This is a genomic window from Streptomyces sp. NPDC087859 (assembly GCF_044742595.1).
In the GTDB taxonomy this organism is placed as follows: domain Bacteria; phylum Actinomycetota; class Actinomycetes; order Streptomycetales; family Streptomycetaceae; genus Streptomyces; species Streptomyces canus_F.
Window position 1 is genome coordinate 673,012 of record NZ_JBIUUU010000002.1, and the last position, 15,131, is coordinate 688,142.

Annotated in this window: 14 protein-coding genes; 9 read left to right on the plus strand and 5 right to left on the minus strand. The window is 70.3% G+C overall.

Translation table 11 applies throughout. The features are described 5' to 3' along the window. Window positions 1–58: 58 nt before the first annotated feature. The 6 genes from ACIOHP_RS07015 to ACIOHP_RS07040 all read left to right on the plus strand — a co-directional run bounded on the left by ACIOHP_RS07015 (window position 59) and on the right by ACIOHP_RS07040 (window position 5,985). A complete protein-coding gene (locus tag ACIOHP_RS07015) occupies window positions 59–1,519 on the plus strand; it encodes an aldehyde dehydrogenase family protein (RefSeq protein ID WP_361552802.1) in 1,461 nt (486 codons plus the stop codon). 183 nt (window positions 1,520–1,702) lie between these two features. Continuing rightward, window positions 1,703–2,239 (plus strand): DinB family protein, encoded by a 537-nt coding sequence (locus ACIOHP_RS07020; protein ID WP_361552799.1) that lies wholly within the window; start codon window positions 1,703–1,705, stop codon window positions 2,237–2,239. An 18-nt stretch (window positions 2,240–2,257) separates the two neighbouring features. Continuing rightward, window positions 2,258–2,899, plus strand: a complete 642-nt coding sequence (locus ACIOHP_RS07025; RefSeq protein ID WP_401884019.1) for a PadR family transcriptional regulator — start codon at window positions 2,258–2,260, stop codon at window positions 2,897–2,899. 73 nt (window positions 2,900–2,972) lie between these two features. Beyond that, window positions 2,973–3,941 (plus strand): ATP-binding cassette domain-containing protein, encoded by a 969-nt coding sequence (locus ACIOHP_RS07030; protein ID WP_401884021.1) that lies wholly within the window; start codon window positions 2,973–2,975, stop codon window positions 3,939–3,941. After that, window positions 3,938–4,699: an ABC transporter permease gene (locus tag ACIOHP_RS07035; protein WP_401884023.1), complete on the plus strand. Its 762-nt coding sequence runs from the start codon at window positions 3,938–3,940 to the stop codon at window positions 4,697–4,699. Before ACIOHP_RS07030 ends, ACIOHP_RS07035 begins: the two co-directional genes overlap by 4 nt. A gap of 122 nt (window positions 4,700–4,821) precedes the next feature. Continuing rightward, window positions 4,822–5,985, plus strand: coding sequence for a WD40/YVTN/BNR-like repeat-containing protein (locus tag ACIOHP_RS07040; RefSeq protein WP_401884025.1), 1,164 nt, complete (start codon window positions 4,822–4,824; stop codon window positions 5,983–5,985). 5 nt (window positions 5,986–5,990) lie between these two features. Here ACIOHP_RS07040 and ACIOHP_RS07045 read toward each other — a convergent pair whose 3' ends face one another. Together ACIOHP_RS07045 and ACIOHP_RS07050 are read right to left on the minus strand one after the other, a co-directional pair. After that, window positions 5,991–7,391, minus strand: a complete 1,401-nt coding sequence (locus ACIOHP_RS07045) for a glutamate decarboxylase (RefSeq protein WP_401884027.1) — start codon at window positions 7,389–7,391, stop codon at window positions 5,991–5,993. 24 nt (window positions 7,392–7,415) lie between these two features. Then, complete coding sequence (locus tag ACIOHP_RS07050) at window positions 7,416–8,690, minus strand: ion channel protein (RefSeq protein ID WP_401884029.1); 1,275 nt, start codon at window positions 8,688–8,690, stop codon at window positions 7,416–7,418. 133 nt (window positions 8,691–8,823) lie between these two features. On the opposite strand from ACIOHP_RS07050, the gene ACIOHP_RS07055 reads away from it, so the two are divergent. Next, window positions 8,824–9,585 (plus strand): MerR family transcriptional regulator, encoded by a 762-nt coding sequence (locus ACIOHP_RS07055; RefSeq protein WP_401884031.1) that lies wholly within the window; start codon window positions 8,824–8,826, stop codon window positions 9,583–9,585. 23 nt (window positions 9,586–9,608) lie between these two features. Here the strand turns inward: ACIOHP_RS07055 and ACIOHP_RS07060 are convergent, their stop codons facing one another. After that, on the minus strand, window positions 9,609–9,974 hold the full coding sequence (locus tag ACIOHP_RS07060) for a YbjQ family protein (protein WP_327718506.1): 366 nt from the start codon (window positions 9,972–9,974) through the stop codon (window positions 9,609–9,611). A 133-nt stretch (window positions 9,975–10,107) separates the two neighbouring features. Between ACIOHP_RS07060 and ACIOHP_RS07065 the strand changes: the two genes are divergently transcribed. After that, window positions 10,108–11,043, plus strand: a complete 936-nt coding sequence (locus tag ACIOHP_RS07065; RefSeq protein ID WP_401884033.1) for a DedA family protein — start codon at window positions 10,108–10,110, stop codon at window positions 11,041–11,043. Between the two features lie 38 nt (window positions 11,044–11,081). Here ACIOHP_RS07065 and ACIOHP_RS07070 read toward each other — a convergent pair whose 3' ends face one another. Next, the gene (locus ACIOHP_RS07070; RefSeq protein ID WP_401884035.1) at window positions 11,082–12,746 is read right to left on the minus strand and encodes a threonine/serine exporter ThrE family protein; all 1,665 of its coding nucleotides are present in this window, start codon (window positions 12,744–12,746) and stop codon (window positions 11,082–11,084) included. Window positions 12,747–12,937: 191 nt separating this feature from the next. Then, the gene (locus ACIOHP_RS07075) at window positions 12,938–13,429 is read right to left on the minus strand and encodes an inorganic diphosphatase (protein WP_046260371.1); all 492 of its coding nucleotides are present in this window, start codon (window positions 13,427–13,429) and stop codon (window positions 12,938–12,940) included. A gap of 211 nt (window positions 13,430–13,640) precedes the next feature. Here ACIOHP_RS07075 and dacB point away from each other — a divergent pair, with 211 nt between their 5' ends. Further along, complete coding sequence (gene dacB, locus ACIOHP_RS07080) at window positions 13,641–15,089, plus strand: D-alanyl-D-alanine carboxypeptidase/D-alanyl-D-alanine-endopeptidase (protein ID WP_401884037.1); 1,449 nt, start codon at window positions 13,641–13,643, stop codon at window positions 15,087–15,089. Window positions 15,090–15,131 lie beyond the last annotated feature (42 nt).

Here is a 15,131-nt window from a genome sequence, read left to right on the forward strand (position 1 = left end):
AGACCGTGACGTCGATCGCGCGTCGCGTGTGTCTGCTAGCTAGCGATTTGGGGATCACATGTCGTCGTACTTCACTGATCTGGCCCAGCAGTACATCGACGGTGAGTGGCGCCCGGGCACCGGATCCTGGGACATCATCGACTTCAATCCGTACGACGGCGAGAAGCTGGCGTCGATCACCATAGCCACGGTCGACGAGGTCGACGAGGCGTACCAGGCGGCGGCCCGCGCCCAGAAGCAGTGGGCCGACACCAACCCCTACGCCCGCCGCGGGGTCTTCGAGAAGGCGCTCGGCCTGATCAATGAGCGCGAGCAGGAGATCACCGACGTGATCATCGCCGAGCTCGGCGGCACACGCGTCAAGGCCGGTTTCGAGCTCCACCTCGCCAAGGAGTTCCTGCGCGAGGCGATCCACCTGTCGCTGCGCCCCGAGGGCCGCATCATCCCGTCGCCTATCGACGGCAAGGAGAACCGCGTCTACCGGGTGCCGGTAGGCGTGGTGGGCGTGATCAGCCCCTTCAACTTCCCGTTCCTGCTGTCGATCAAGTCGGTGGCCCCGGCGCTGGCGCTCGGCAACGGCGTCGTGCTGAAGCCGCACCAGAACACCCCGATCACCGGCGGCACCCTGGTCGCGAAGATCTTCGAGGACGCGGGCCTGCCCAAGGGTCTCCTCAACGTCGTCGTCACCGACATCGCGGAGATCGGCGACGCCTTCATCGAGCACCCCGTCCCGAAGGTCATCTCCTTCACCGGCTCCGACAAGGTCGGCCGCCACGTCGCCACCGTCACCGCCTCGCACTTCAAGCGTTCGGTTCTCGAACTCGGCGGCAACAGCGCCATCGTGGTGCTCGACGACGCCGACATCGACTACGCCGTCGACGCCGCGGTCTTCAGCCGGTACGTCCACCAGGGCCAGGTCTGCATGGCCGCCAACCGGGTGCTCGTGGACCGCTCGATCGCCGACGAGTTCACCGAGAAGTTCGTCGCGAAGGTCAAGAGCCTCAAGGTGGGCGACCCGCGCGACCCTGAGACGGTGATCGGCCCGGTCATCAACTCCTCCCAGGCGGACGCCCTCGCGAGCACCGTCGAGCAGGCGATAGCCGAGGGCGCGACGGCCCTGGTGCGCGGTGAGGCGACCGACAACCTGGTCTCCCCGTCGGTCCTCACGGACATCCCGGCCGGCTCCGCCCTCCTCCACCAGGAGGTCTTCGGCCCGGTCGCCTTCCTCATCCCGGTCGACGGCGAGGAGGAGGCCGTCCGCGTCGTCAACGACACCCCGTACGGCCTCAGCGGCGCCGTCCACACCGCCAACATCGAGCGCGGCGTCAACTTCGCCAAGCGCATCGACACCGGCATGTTCCACGTCAACGACGGCACCGTCCACGACGAGCCGATCGTCCCCTTCGGCGGCGAGAAGAGCTCCGGTGTCGGCCGCCTCAACGGCGAGACGATGCTGGACGCCTTCACCACGTTGAAGTGGATCTCGGTGCAGCACGGGCGGAGCAGGTTCCCGTTCTGACGAACCACCCACCGAAGAGCACCGAGCCGAACCGAGCCGACGCCCGGTCCCCGCGGGGGCCGGGCGTCGGCTTCGGCATTCCGCCTTCTCCATTGAGGACAGAACCTGACCGCAAGGGTCCGTAACTTCGTAGGTGTCAGGCAGAGCCAGCTGACCCCGATGAACGACGAAAGGCGGCCGGTCATGGTCACTCACGTGCGAGCCGAGGCCCACGGCGACGAGCGCGGCGCACTGCTCTCCTTCCTCGCCGAACAGCGCGGCGGCATCCGCCGGGCCCTGCTCGGGCTCACCGACGAACAGGCGTCCGGCAGGCCCAGCGCGAGCGAACTGTCCCTGGCGGGCCTGCTCAAGCACGTGGCCGAGGTCGAGCAGGGCTGGGTGGCACGGGCCAAGGGCGAGGCGCCGGCGGTGAAGCGGGACGAGTCGAACTGGCACGAGTGTTTCGTGCTGGTCGACGGCGAGACCGTGGAGCAGCAGCTGGCGTACTGGGAAGAGGTCGCCGACGAGACGGAGGCGTTCATCCGCGCGGTGCCGAGCCTCGACGACACCTTCCCGCTCCCGAACGACCCCTGGTTCCCGCCGGACGAGTCGGTCTCCCTGCGCTGGCTGGTTCTGCACCTGATCCGCGAGACGGCCCGCCACGCGGGCCACGCCGACATCATCCGCGAGTCCCTCGACGGGAAGACGGCCTTCGAGCTGGTGGGACTGGCCCGGAGCTGAGGCCATAACCTGGACGGCATGTCAACGATCCGTCTCCTCGTGCTGGCCGCGGTGCGCCAGCACGGGCGGGCCCACGGCTATCAGGTGCGCAACGACCTGGAGTACTGGGGCGCGCACGAGTGGTCCAACGCCAAGCCCGGCTCGATTTACCACGCCCTGAAGCAGATGGCCAAGCAGGGACTGCTGTACGCGCACGAGATCGCACCGTCCACCGCGGGCGGACCGCCCCGCACGGAGTACGAGATCACCGAGGCCGGCACCGAGCAGTACCTCGGTCTGGTGCGCGAGGCGCTGACCTCGTACGACCAGAAGATGGACATGAAGTCCGCGGCCATCGGCTGCATGGTCGACCTCCCGCGCGCCGAGGCGGTGGCCCTCCTCAAGGAGCGCACCCGGAGGATCGAGGAGTGGCGCGCGGCCGTCACCGAGCACTACATCCCGGAAGAGGGCCCGGAACAGCTCGGCCACATCGGCGAGATCATGAACCTGTGGGTGCACACGGCCGACGCGGAGGCCGAGTGGACCCAGGGGCTGATCTCCCGGATCGAGGGTGGCGCCTACACCTTCGCGGAGGAGGGCGAACGGTTCGTCGGAGTGCTCGCCGAGGACCAGGAGAACCCTTACGCGACAGGGGAGCGGCATCCGGAGGACGCCCGCTAATCAAGTTTGACTAACCGATGCCGGGGTATTAACTTTGAGCTGGTAGTCAAGTTTGACTAGCGAAGGAGTCCCAGTGGCCGACGCGGCGATCACCGTCGAAGGGGCACGCAAGAAGTACGGCGGAGGCACCACCGCACAGAACGCACTGGACGGCCTCGACCTGGAGGTCGGGCGAGGCACGGTGCACGGAGTGCTCGGGCCGAACGGCGCGGGCAAGACGACCCTGGTCCGCATCCTGTCCACCCTGCTCCGGCCGGACGCGGGCCGTATCGAGGTCGCCGGCCATGACGTCGTACGGCAGGCGCACGAGGTGCGCTTCCGCATCGGCCTGCTCGGCCAGCACGCGGCGCTCGACGAGGAACTCGGCGGCCGGCAGAACCTTGAGATGTTCGGCCGCCTCTACCACCTGGGCGCCCGCCGGGCACGCGCGCGTGCCGACGAGCTCCTGGAGCGCTTCGACCTGGCCGGCACCGGCCGCAAACCGGTCCGCGCCTACAGCGGAGGCATGCGCCGCCGCCTGGACCTCGCGGCCTCCCTGATCACCGAGCCGGAGGTGCTCTTCCTGGACGAACCCACCACCGGCCTCGACCCGCGCGGCCGCGCCGAGGTGTGGTCCGCGGTCCGCACCCTGGTCGGCGGCGGTACCACGGTCCTGCTGACCACGCAGTACCTGGACGAGGCCGACCAGCTCGCCGACCGCATCTCGGTCGTCGACGCCGGCCGGGTGATCGCCGACGGCACACCGGACGAACTGAAGGCCCTGACGGGCGGCGACCGCATCGACGTCGTCCTGCGCGACGAGGGCCAACTGGGCGCGGCGGTGGCCCTGTTGCCGCTGCCCGGGGCGGGCGTCTCGGTCGACCCCGACCGCCGGCTGCTCAGCGCCCCGGTCACCGACCGTATGGCGGCGCTCTCCGGGGTCGTACGGGCGCTGGAGGAGGCCGGGATCGAGGCGGAGGACGTGGCACTGCGGCGGCCGACGCTCGACGAGGTGTTCCTGCACCTCACGGACGGGGACCGCCGAACGAAGGAGGCCGCATGAGTACGTACGCGCTGACCGATTCCTGGACCATGACCCGGCGTGAACTCGCCCACTGGGCACGGCAGCCGGTGCGGGTCCTGGTCGGGCTGGTCTTCCCCGTGATGCTGCTGCTGATGTTCGCGTATCTGGTCGGCGGCGGCCGGGGCGTGAACGGTGACTACGTCGACTACCTGGTCCCCGGCATGCTCGCGCTCACCATGGCCTTCGGCCTGGAGGGCACGATGCTCTCCGTCACCCAGGACCTCAACAAGGGCGTCATCGACCGGTTCCGTTCGATGCCCATGGCCAACGGGGCGGTGCTGGTGGGGCGTTCGGTGGCCGACATGCTCCAGTCGGCGCTGGGCCTGGCGGTGATGATCGGCGTGGCCTGCGCGCTCGGCTGGCGTGCGCACGGCGGGGTGTCCGGCTTCCTCGGCGCCGTCGGCCTCCTGCTGCTGTTCCGCTTCGCCATGCTCTGGATCGGCATCCACCTGGCGATGGTCGCGGGTAAACCGGAGATGGTGCAGGCCGTGCAGATCCTGGTCTGGCCGGTGGGCTTCCTGTCCAACGCCTTCGCCACGCCCGAGTCCATGCCGGGCTGGCTGGGCACGGTCGTGGAGTGGAACCCGATGTCCCAGACGGCCACGGCGGTACGGGAGTTGTTCGGCGGCCCCGGCGGTGAGCCGGGGCATGTGTGGGCGGCCGTGGTGTGGCCGGTGGCGCTGGTGGCGGTGTTCTTTCCGCTGGCGGTACGGCGGTTCGGGGCGCTGAGCAAGTAGTCCGGGCTGTCGGGGCCGTCGGCGGGCCGCCCGGAAAGTCGTCGTGAGGAAGTGGGAACCCCGGCGCGGCGAGCGGTGTACCAGAGATGTCGGTGCATCGCGGACCGGGATCGGGGGACGTCATGGAGCGGGTCAGGGGAAGGGCGGCGGTCGTGGTGGCCGTCGTGCTGGGCTTGCTGGCCGTCATGGCGGCATGTACCCGGACGGACCCGGGCGGGCGGGTCTCCGCCTCTCAGGCAGCGATGCCCGCCCGCATCCCGTCGGGGGCCGGACTGCCCGGAGGCGCGGTCGATGTCGGGTTCGCCGCGGACGGCAGCGGGTTCGCGCTGCTCGCCGAGTGCGGGAAGACCCGGTGCGTGCAGAGAGTCGCCGTGCTGGAGAAGGGCGCCGGGGCCTGGCGGCTGGGGACCTCGCCGCTTCCGGACGTGACGGGCGACCTCGGCATCACCGCCGGACTCGTCGTCCTCGGACCCGGCCGCGCGCTGATCACCGAGGGCAAGTGGCCGCCACCGGAGCGCACGTGGTTCACCGGTGACGCCGGGAACAGCTGGCGAGAGGCGACCAACGAGCCGACGGGCACCACGACGACGGTCCCCGAGGGCGGGGTCCTGGTCGAGAACTGCTCACGGCCCGACGAGGAGGGCAACGGATGCGCCCGGTCCCGTCTGGTGGCGGTGATGCCCGACACGGGGGAGTACCGGATTCTGGCCGACCAGCCTCCGCTGAAAGGGGTCGTGATCCCGGCGGGTCACATCGGTGCGCGGCTCTTCACCTACGGCCGCGACCCGCGCTCGGGCAACCCCGCACTTGCCGTCAGCGAGGACCGGGGCAAGAGCTGGCGTACGTCCGCGATGCCCGCCGGGCCGAAGGGTTGGAGCATGACCGTGGTGACCGACGGCTCGGTGCTCTACGCCGCCCACCACGGTCAGCTGCCCGACGAGGACGACGTGAAGAACGGCCTGCTCGCGATCGACCGCAGCACCGACGGCGGCCACACCTGGGAGCAGGTCTGGAAGCACCGCAAGGGAGCCGAGCCCCGCTCGATCCTCGGTGCCCCGATCGCCGCCGCCGACGGCGGCCTCACGGTCCACGGCGAGGACGGCGTCTGGCGCAGTACCGATGACGGCCGTTCCTTCAGCCGCAGCTCCGGAGGCCGGGGACCGCAGGGCTGGGTGACCACGACCCCGCTCGGCTATCTGTGGGGCGACAGCTTCGGCGCCGGGAGGTACCGCATATCCGCCGACGGGGTCCACTGGAGGACCTTCGACCTGGGCGACGGCACCTGACCGGCTCAGTGGTGGAACCCGGTCGCCGCCTCCTTGTCCCGGGTCAGCGGATGCGACTGGCGGCGAAGCTCCGGCAGCAGCCGGCGCAGGTCCTCCACGAACAGCTCGGCGAGATCGGCGGAGAAGCCGTTGCGGCACACCACCCGCAGCACGGACAGGTCCTCCCGGTTCGGCGGGAAGGTGTACGCCGGGACCAGCCAGCCGCTCTCCCGCAGCCGCCGGGACACGTCGAAGACGTCGTACGCCGTCACGTCCTGGCCGGTCGTGAAGGCGAAGACCGGCAGCTGGTCGCCCCGGGTCAGCAGCCGGAAGTCGCCGAGCGCCTCCACGCGTTCGGCGAGGCTCAGGGCCACGTCCCGGGTGGACTGCTGCACGGCCCGGTAGCCCTCGCGGCCCAGCCGCAGGAAGGTGTAGTACTGGGCGACGACCTGGGCGCCGGGCCGGGAGAAGTTGAGGGCGAAGGTCGGCATGTCGCCGCCCAGGTAGTTGACGCGGAAGACGAGTTCCTCGGGCAGGGCCTCCTTGTCGCGCCACAGTGCCCAGCCGACGCCCGGGTAGACGAGCCCGTACTTGTGCCCCGAGGTGTTGATGGAGGCGACCCTCGGCAGCCGGAAGTCCCAGATCAGTTCCGGGTCGAGGAAGGGGGCGACCATGGCGCCGGACGCGCCGTCGACATGCACGGGGATGTCGAGGCCGGTCCGTTCCTGGAGTTCGTCGAGGGCGGCGCAGAGCTCGGTGATCGGTTCGTAGGAGCCGTCGAAGGTGGAGCCGAGGATGCCGACGACACCGATGGTGTTCTCGTCGCACAGTGCGGCGGCGGCCTGCGGGTCGAGGTGGAAGCGGTCGCCCTCCATGGGGACGAGACGGGGCTCCACCTCCCAGAAGTTGCAGAACTTGTCCCAGCAGACCTGGACGTTGATCCCCATGACGAGATTGGGCCGGGCGCCGGGCGCGGGGTTCCGCTTGCTCCACCGCCGTTTGAGCGCCATCCCGGCGAGCATGCACGCCTCGCTGGAGCCGGTCGTCGAACAGCCCACGGCCGCCGACGGGTCGGGGGCGTTCCACAGGTCGGCGAGCATCGCCACACAGCGCCGCTCCAGTTCGGCGGTGCGCGGGTACTCATCCTTGTCGATCATGTTCTTGTCCCGGCACTCGCCCATCAGGACCCCGGCCTGCGGTTCCATCCAGGTGGTGACGAAGGTGGCGAGGTTGAGCCGGGAGTTGCCGTCCAGCATCAGTTCGTCGTGGACGAGCTGGTACGCGGTCGAGGGCGGCAGGGGAGCGTCCGGGAGCCGGTGCTTGGGCGGGGCCTCGGTCATACCGGCGACCGGGTTCGCCTCTCCGAAGAAGGGGTTGACGGACAAGGGACGCTCGTCGGGTGTTCCGGGGCCTTCGTGCAGCGGCATCGATCGACTCCTCGGGGGTGGGATTCAGCGGACCGGCGTTCCGTCTGCGCGCAGTTGCATCTGGGGGCGGCCGGTCACCAGCAGCCAGGCGGGCAGTGAGGCGATGCACAGCAGGGCGATGATCGCCGGAGAGGCCACCAGCACGGCGGCCGTGAACAGGCTCACCCAGCCCTGCCGGGTGATGGCCAGGAGCATGCCCAGCACTCCGGCGGCGACACCGAGCGCGGGAGGGACACCGGGCACCAGGGCATGGGCACACAGCCCGAAGGCGGCGCCCACGAACACGGCCGGGAAGATCCGCCCGCCGCGGAAGCCGCAGGACGCGGCGACGAGCAGCGCGGCCAGCTTCACCACCGTCATCGTGGCGAACTCCCCGGCCGACCAGCCGTCGGGGTCGGCCGCGATCTCCTCGACCTCGTCGAGCCCCTTGAAGAGGGTGAGGTGACCGCCGAGCGCCCCCAGCAGCCCGAGCACGAGCCCGCCGACGGGCAACGCGAGCATCGGATGGCGCAGCCGCGCGAAGCAGCCGTGGACGTAGGGGAAGGCGCGGACGGCGCACATGCCGAGCAGCGCGGCGGCGGACGCGATCACCAGCACCGCCAGCAGATCGCCCCAGCCGGGGTGCCCGAACGGGGGCAGATGCAGATCGAAGGTCGGATGGGCCACCAGCGTGGTCGTCACGGCTCCCGCGGCGGCGGCGACGAGCGGCGCGAAGACGTTGTCCCACAGCGCCCCCTTGAGCCGGCGTCCCGCCAGCGCCTCGGAGATGAGGAGCGCCGCCGCGACCGGGGTGCCGAAGAGCGCGCCGATCGTCGCCGCCTCCGCCAGCGCCACCCACAGCCCGCCCGGCAGCCGGGGGAGCAGTCGGCGGCCCAGCCAGAAGGCGAGCCCGACGTTCACGGCGATGATCGGGTTCTCGGGTCCGAGGCTGGGTCCGCCCGCGAGCATCAGCGCGGTCGCCAGCAGCAGCCCGGGCAGCACGGCGGGCGGCAGGACGGGAGCGTCCAGGCCCGTGGTGGCCGGGTCGGGCCCGGCGTGCCCCGGCACCTTCCAGATCACGAGGCCGACCGCCACACCGGTGGCGGTGAGCATGACGATCGTCCACAGCACGGAGTACCGGCCGATCCCCAGGGCATCGGGCAGGTTCCGCCACAGCACGTGCTGGAGCGCCTCGGCCGCGGCGCTCACTCCGAGAAGGAGCAGACTCGCGCCCACGCCCACGACGAGAGCGGGGAGGATCAAGGGCAGGAGCGCGCGGGCCGGGGTTGCCGTTGCCTGCCGCGCGGTGTCCTGGGCCACGGGCTCACGATAAACGGACAAAACCGGCATGACACCTGGAGGTCCGGCCCCGGGACCCGAGGCGGAACGGGCTTGCACCTCACGTGGCGTGAGGCCGCAGGGTGGAGGACGTACCGAGAAGGGAGCGGAAGAAGTGAGCTATTCCGTGGGACAGGTCGCCGGTTTCGCCGGAGTGACGGTGCGCACACTGCACCACTACGACGGCATCGGACTGCTCGTACCCAGCGAGCGCAGCCACGCGGGCCACCGGCGCTACAGCGACGCCGACCTCGACCGGCTGCAGCAGATCCTGTTCTACCGGGAGCTCGGCTTCCCGCTCGACGAGGTCGCCGCCCTGCTCGACGATCCGGCCGCGGACCCGCGCGCCCACCTGCGCCGCCAGCACGAGCTGCTGACCGCCCGGATCGAGAGGCTGCGGAAGATGGCGGCGGCCGTGGAGCAGGCCATGGAGGCACGGAAGATGGGCATCAACCTCACACCCGAGGAGCGGTTCGAGGTCTTCGGCGACAAGGACCCCGAGCAGTACGCCGAGGAGGCGGAGGAGCGCTGGGGCGGCACGGAGGCGTACGCCGAGTCACAGCGCCGCGCAGCGGGTTACACCAAGGACGACTGGAAACGCATGCAGGCCGAAGTGGCCGACTGGAGCGAGCGCTACAGCGGCCTGATGGCAGCCGGTGACCCGCCGGCGTCCGAGACGGCCATGGACATGGCCGAGGAGCACCGGCGGCACATCTGCGGCTGGTTCTACGAGTGCCCGTACGACATGCACCGGTCCCTGGGCGAGATGTATGTGTCCGACGAGCGCTTCAAGGCGTTCTACGACTCCATGCGCCCCGGTCTCGCCGAGCACCTGAGGGCCGCGATCGACGCGAACGCGGCCCGGCACACCTCCTGAGGTCCCGACCCGGGAGGAAGGGCCTACTCCCGGGTCAGGATCACGGCCGTCCCGTACGCGCACACCTCGGTGCCGACGTCCGCCGCCTCGGTCACGTCGAAGCGGAACGCCAGCACCCCGTTCGCACCACGCGCGCGTGCCTGCTCGACGAGGCGTTCCATGGCCTGGTTGCGGGTCTGCACGAGCGTCTTGGTGAGCCCCTTGAGCTCACCGCCGACCATCGACTTCAGTCCCGCCCCGATCTGGCTCCCGAGATGCCGGGAGCGGACCGTCAACCCGAACACCTCACCCAGTACCTCCTGCACCCGGTAGCCGGGTGCGTCGTTCGTGGTCACGACCAGCACGTCCGGCTGGGGTCCCTGACCGCCGCCGTAGTCTTCGATACCCATGCCCCACAGCTTTGTCCCAGCGGGCGCACAGTGCATCCTGGGAGACCGCATGGAACCTGGGTTGTGACGGCTGCGTTGATACTTTTGGGCAGCCAGCCCCAGCCCGTCTCCCAGTACCAGGAGCCACAGACCCGTGACCACGCTCGCGCTCGCCCCCGAGTGGCTCAGTCCGAACTATCTGATCGAGACGTTCAGCCTGCCAGGCATCCTGCTGATCGTCTTCGCCGAGTCGGGTCTGTTCGCGTTCCTGCCCGGTGACTCGCTGCTGTTCACGGCGGGTCTCTTCGTGGCCCAGGGCGAGTACATCAGCCAGCCGCTGTGGCTGGTCTGCTTCCTGATCGTGGTGGCGGCCGTCGTCGGTGACCAGGTCGGCTACATGATCGGAAAGTTCTTCGGGCCCAAGCTCTTCAACCGTCCCAACTCCAAGCTCTTCAAGCAGGAGAACCTGGACAAGGCCCACGAGTTCATGGAGAAGTACGGCCCGAAGGCGATCGTCCTGGCCCGCTTCGTGCCGATCGTGCGCACCTTCGCCCCCATCGTGGCGGGCGCCGGCCGGATGAAGTACCGCACGTTCCTCACGTACAACGTCATCGGTGGTGTCGCCTGGGGCACCGGCGTCACCCTCGCGGGTTACTGGCTCGGCCAGATCGACATCATCCACAAGAACGTCGAGGCGATCCTCGTCCTCATCGTCTTCGTCTCGGTCGTCCCGATCATCATCGAGTACCTCCGCGAGCGCTCCAAGAAGAAGAAGGCGGCAGCCGAGGCCCCGGCCCCCCAGGCCTACCAGCCCCCGCCCATGGACGACGCGACGACCCAGCTCCGCCGCATCCCGTCGGACGACGAGCAGCACCAGCAGCAGTACGGCAACCAGAACGACCAGGGCTACGGCCAGCAGGGCCAGCAGGGCCAGCAGGGCCGGCAGCAGTACGGCTACGACCAGTACTACGCCCCGCAGCCCCAGCAACAGCAGCAGCCGTACGCCCAGCAGTACCCCCAGGGATACGGCGACCAGCAGCAGTACGACGGCCGGCAGAACCAGCAGTACCCGCCCAACCAGGGCTACTGAAGCGCCCGTTCAGGGGCGCACACCCAGCTCTCGGGCGCTCAGAACCCACGCGTCCGCTTCGCCGCCCTGCGCCCCGAAGCAGCCCCACCCGGCACCCTCAGGAACAACCGCGAGATCTCCGACCCGAGGTTGACCCCGATGGCGATGGCCATGGCGAGTGACGCCGCCGTGGCCAACGACACCAGTCCCTTGTCCACCTCGTTCTGCGCGATGGCCAACAGCCCGAAGTACGTGGCGGAACCGGGCAGCAGAGGCCCGATCGCAGCGGTCGTGTAGGGCAGCGCGGAAGCAAACCGGTACCGCGACATCATCTGCCCGAACAGCCCCACCAGGCCCGCCGCCACCGCCGTGGAGGCAACCGGCGAGATGTCACCGGCGTAGCGCAGCGCGCCGTACACCGACCAGGCGACCCCGCCGTTCAGGGTCACCGCCAGCACGGTCGACCGCTCCTGCTGGAGCAGCACGGCGAAGGTCAGCGACAGCATCATCGACGCCGCGATCTGCCACAGCGGCCGCTCGGGGATGCTCACCGCGACCTCGGGATTCAGCTCGGCACCCACCTGCACCCCGAAGTACAGGACCAGCAGCACGCCCGTCACGATGCCGACGAAGAAGTACATGACCTCCAGCAGCCGCGCCGACGCGGTGATGTAGAAGCCGGTCAGCCCGTCCTGCACGCCCGCCACCAGCGCCCGCCCCGGCAGCAGCGCGAACAGCCCACCGGTGATGACCGCGGAGGCCTTCACGTCGATGTCGGCCAGCGTCAGCGCGATCCCTATGGCGGCCGGCGGCATCGCGGCCACCGTGAACTGGTAGAACTCCGGCAGCCCGCGCCCCGCGCACAGCCACGCCAGCCGGTCGCCGAGCATCGCGCCCAGCGCGGCCGCGACGAACACGATCAGATCACCGCCGACGAGCACCGAGGCCGCACCGGCGAGCAGCCCGCTCGCCCCGGTCAGCACCCAGCCCGGGTACGGGTGCCGGTTGCGGCGGATCTCGGCGAGCCGCCGGTAGGCCTCCTCCAGGGAGATCGCCGTCTCGGGGTCGCTGAGGTCGTCCACCAGGTGGAAGACGGCCGCGAGCCGCGTGTAGTCGGTGCCGCGCCGCCGTACCGTCCGGGACGCCGTGACCGGATCGTCGACCAGCGACGGCTGGTACGAGATCGACAGCAGCGTGAAGGTGACGTTCGGCTCGCAGCGGTCGAGGCCGTACGACCGGCAGACGGCGAACATCGCCGCCTCCACGTCCTCCGCGCCCTCACCGCCCGCGAGCAGCAGCTCGCCGATACGCAGCGTCATGTCGAGCACGCGCGGGACGGCCGGCCCCTCGTCCTCGGCCTTCGGCGCCGACTCCGGAGCGGGCCGCTCGGCCACCGGCATCCGCAGCATCGTGCGCATCCGGTCCTGCCAGGGCACGTCCTTGGTCAGACTGACCACCGGTATGCCGGTCGCCGGGGTGAACGCCGGCGCCTGCTTGGCGCTGTAGGTGCGCGGCGTGTTGAACGCCGACCCCTCGGGCTCGACCGAGGGCACCTGCGGGACGTCCAGACCGACGGGGACGGCGAACTCGCTCGTCGTCTCCGGTTCCGTGCCGCCTCTGGGCACCGCGAGCCCCTGGGGGATCGCGAACTCGGACGTGATCTCGGGGTCGTAGACACCCCTCGCCTCGTCCGACTGCGGTTTGCGGTCCTCCGCTTCCGTCACTCACAGCTCCTGTGTACGCACCTCCGGTTCGCACCAGTATGCGCACAGACAAACAAACGGCCGCACGGCCCCAGGGGAACCGCGCGGCCTGACACGCCATGGCGCTCGTACCGCAACCATCAATTGCGCAACCACAACGGCGAGCAACCAAGTCCGCGAGAGCGGCGCCGGTTTAGGCGCAAAAAGGGGCCTCAGTGGCCGCCGGACTCCTTGAAGCGCTTGTACGACCGCTCGATCTCGACCTCGGCGTCGACGCGGCCGACCCAGTTGGCGCCCTCGACGGACTTGCCGGGCTCCAGGTCCTTGTAGACCTCGAAGAAGTGCTGGATCTCCAGGCGGTCGAACTCGGAGACGTGGTGGATGTCACGCAGGTGCTCCTGGCGCGGATCCGTCGCCGGCACGCACAGCAGCTTGTCGTCGCCGCCGGCCTCGTCCGTCATCCGGAACATGCCGATCGCGCGGCACTTGATGAGGCAGCCCGGGAACGTCGGCTCGTCAAGAATGACCAGCGCGTCCAGCGGGTCGCCGTCCTCGCCGAGAGTGTTCTCGACGAAGCCGTAGTCGGTCGGGTAGGCGGTCGAGGTGAAGAGTCGACGGTCCAGGCGGATCCGACCGGTCTCGTGGTCCACCTCGTACTTGTTCCGCGAACCCTTCGGAATCTCGATCGTGACGTCGAACTCCACCGGTGGCTCCTCCATGATCAACACATAGTTCTGGTGGTTAAGTGTCCCTCACGCAGGTGTGTGATCGCGAAAGGGGCTGGTGGTCGTGCCTGAACTGAGGCCTTGGCGGGCCGCGAAACCGCATGTGGCGCGGTTCGCGAACGCCGTGCGACCCCGTCTGGCACAGGCCGCGACCGCCGCGAAACCACGGGTCACGCGACTCGGCCGAACCATGTCGGTGCAGGTCACAAAGGTGCGGACCTGGCAGTACACGGCCGGAGCCGCCACCGCGGGACTGGCGCTGACCGCCGTCGTGGTGACGGCCGCCGGCCCCTGGGACTCCTCCGGTCAGCGTACGGCCGAGCGGGACCGGGCCGCCGCCCTGGAGCACACGGGTGGCGCAGATCACGATCGCGATTCCGGTACGACGCAAGCGGCGCCCGAGCCCGCCCCCAGCGCCGCCTCCGTCCTCACCGGCCTCGGCGGCGCCGGCAGCACGGTGAAGTCGGCGCCGACCGGACCGGCCCTCGCGGACGTGCTGGGCCCGCTCCTGAAGGACGCGGCACTCGGCACCAGCCGTGCGGCCGAGGTCGTCGACATCGCCACCGGCAAGCGGCTCTACGGCACCGGTGGGGGCACCGCCCTCACCCCCGCCTCCACGACGAAGATCGCCACCGCGGTGGCGGCCCTGTCCTCCATGGGCGCCGACCACCGCCTCACCACGCGCGCGGACCTCGAGCCCGACACCCAGGAACTCGTCCTCGTCGGCGGCGGCGACCCCACCCTGACGGCCCGCAAGGACGCCGAGGGTTCGGCGAGCCTGCGCGACCTGGCCGCCGAGGCCGCCGAAGCGCTGAAGAAGGACGGCGTACGGAAGGTCACCCTCTCGTACGACACGACCCTGTACGCGGGCTCCGGGATCCACCCGATCGGCGCCGACAACGACAACCTCGCCCCGGTCAGCGCCCTGATGGCCGACGAGGGCCGCACGGACGACAGCACCAGCGGCACGGCGGTCCGCGTGGAGAACCCCGCGCAGGACGCGGCCCGCAAGTTCGCCGGATTCCTGGAGGAGGCCGGGATCAGGACCACGTCCCCCGGTCCCTCCAAGGCGACGGACCGCGCGAAGACGCTCGCCGAGGTCTCCTCCCCGCCCCTGTCCGCCCTGGTCGAGCGCATGCTGACCAACAGCGACAACGACATCGCGGAGGCCCTGGCCCGCCAGACGGCCGTGGCGGCGAAGGTACGCGCCGACTTCGCGGGCGGTGGCGAGGCGATCCGGGCGCAGCTGAAGAAGCTCGAACTCCCGGTCTCCGGCGCCTCCTTCAAGGACGGCAGCGGCCTGAACCGCGAGGACAGACTGACGGCGGATCTGCTGACGGCTCTCCTGGTGAAGGCGGGCGACCCGGCCCACCCCGAACTCCGCCCCGTCCTCACCGGCCTTCCGGTCGCGGGCTTCACCGGCACCCTGAGCACCCGTTACACGGGCGGCGCGGCCGGCGTCGTACGGGCCAAGACGGGCACGCTGACCGGCGTGAACACTCTCGCGGGAACCGTGGTCGACCAGGAGGGCCGCCTCCTGGCGTTCGCCTTCCTCGCGTCGGACACGACGAACAAGGACGCGGCACAGTCGGCGCTGGACCGGACCGCCACCGCGCTGGCGGCGTGCGGCTGCCGTTGACCGAGGGCGCCGCCACCGCCGTACAGCCGTCTCCGTCGGCAC

Excerpts from the sequence above, each read along its gene's own strand:
- ACIOHP_RS07015 (WP_361552802.1), top strand. The coding sequence starts at position 59 with ATGTCGTCGTACTTCACTGATCTGGCCCAGCAGTACATCGACGGTGAG.
- ACIOHP_RS07020 (WP_361552799.1), top strand. The coding sequence starts at position 1,703 with ATGGTCACTCACGTGCGAGCCGAGGCCCACGGCGACGAGCGCGGCGCA.
- ACIOHP_RS07025 (WP_401884019.1), top strand. The coding sequence starts at position 2,258 with ATGTCAACGATCCGTCTCCTCGTGCTGGCCGCGGTGCGCCAGCACGGG.
- ACIOHP_RS07035 (WP_401884023.1), top strand. The coding sequence starts at position 3,938 with ATGAGTACGTACGCGCTGACCGATTCCTGGACCATGACCCGGCGTGAA.
- ACIOHP_RS07040 (WP_401884025.1), top strand. The coding sequence starts at position 4,822 with ATGGAGCGGGTCAGGGGAAGGGCGGCGGTCGTGGTGGCCGTCGTGCTG.
- ACIOHP_RS07045 (WP_401884027.1), bottom strand. The coding sequence starts at position 7,391 with ATGCCGCTGCACGAAGGCCCCGGAACACCCGACGAGCGTCCCTTGTCC.
- ACIOHP_RS07060 (WP_327718506.1), bottom strand. The coding sequence starts at position 9,974 with ATGGGTATCGAAGACTACGGCGGCGGTCAGGGACCCCAGCCGGACGTG.
- dacB (WP_401884037.1), top strand. The coding sequence starts at position 13,641 with ATGTCGGTGCAGGTCACAAAGGTGCGGACCTGGCAGTACACGGCCGGA.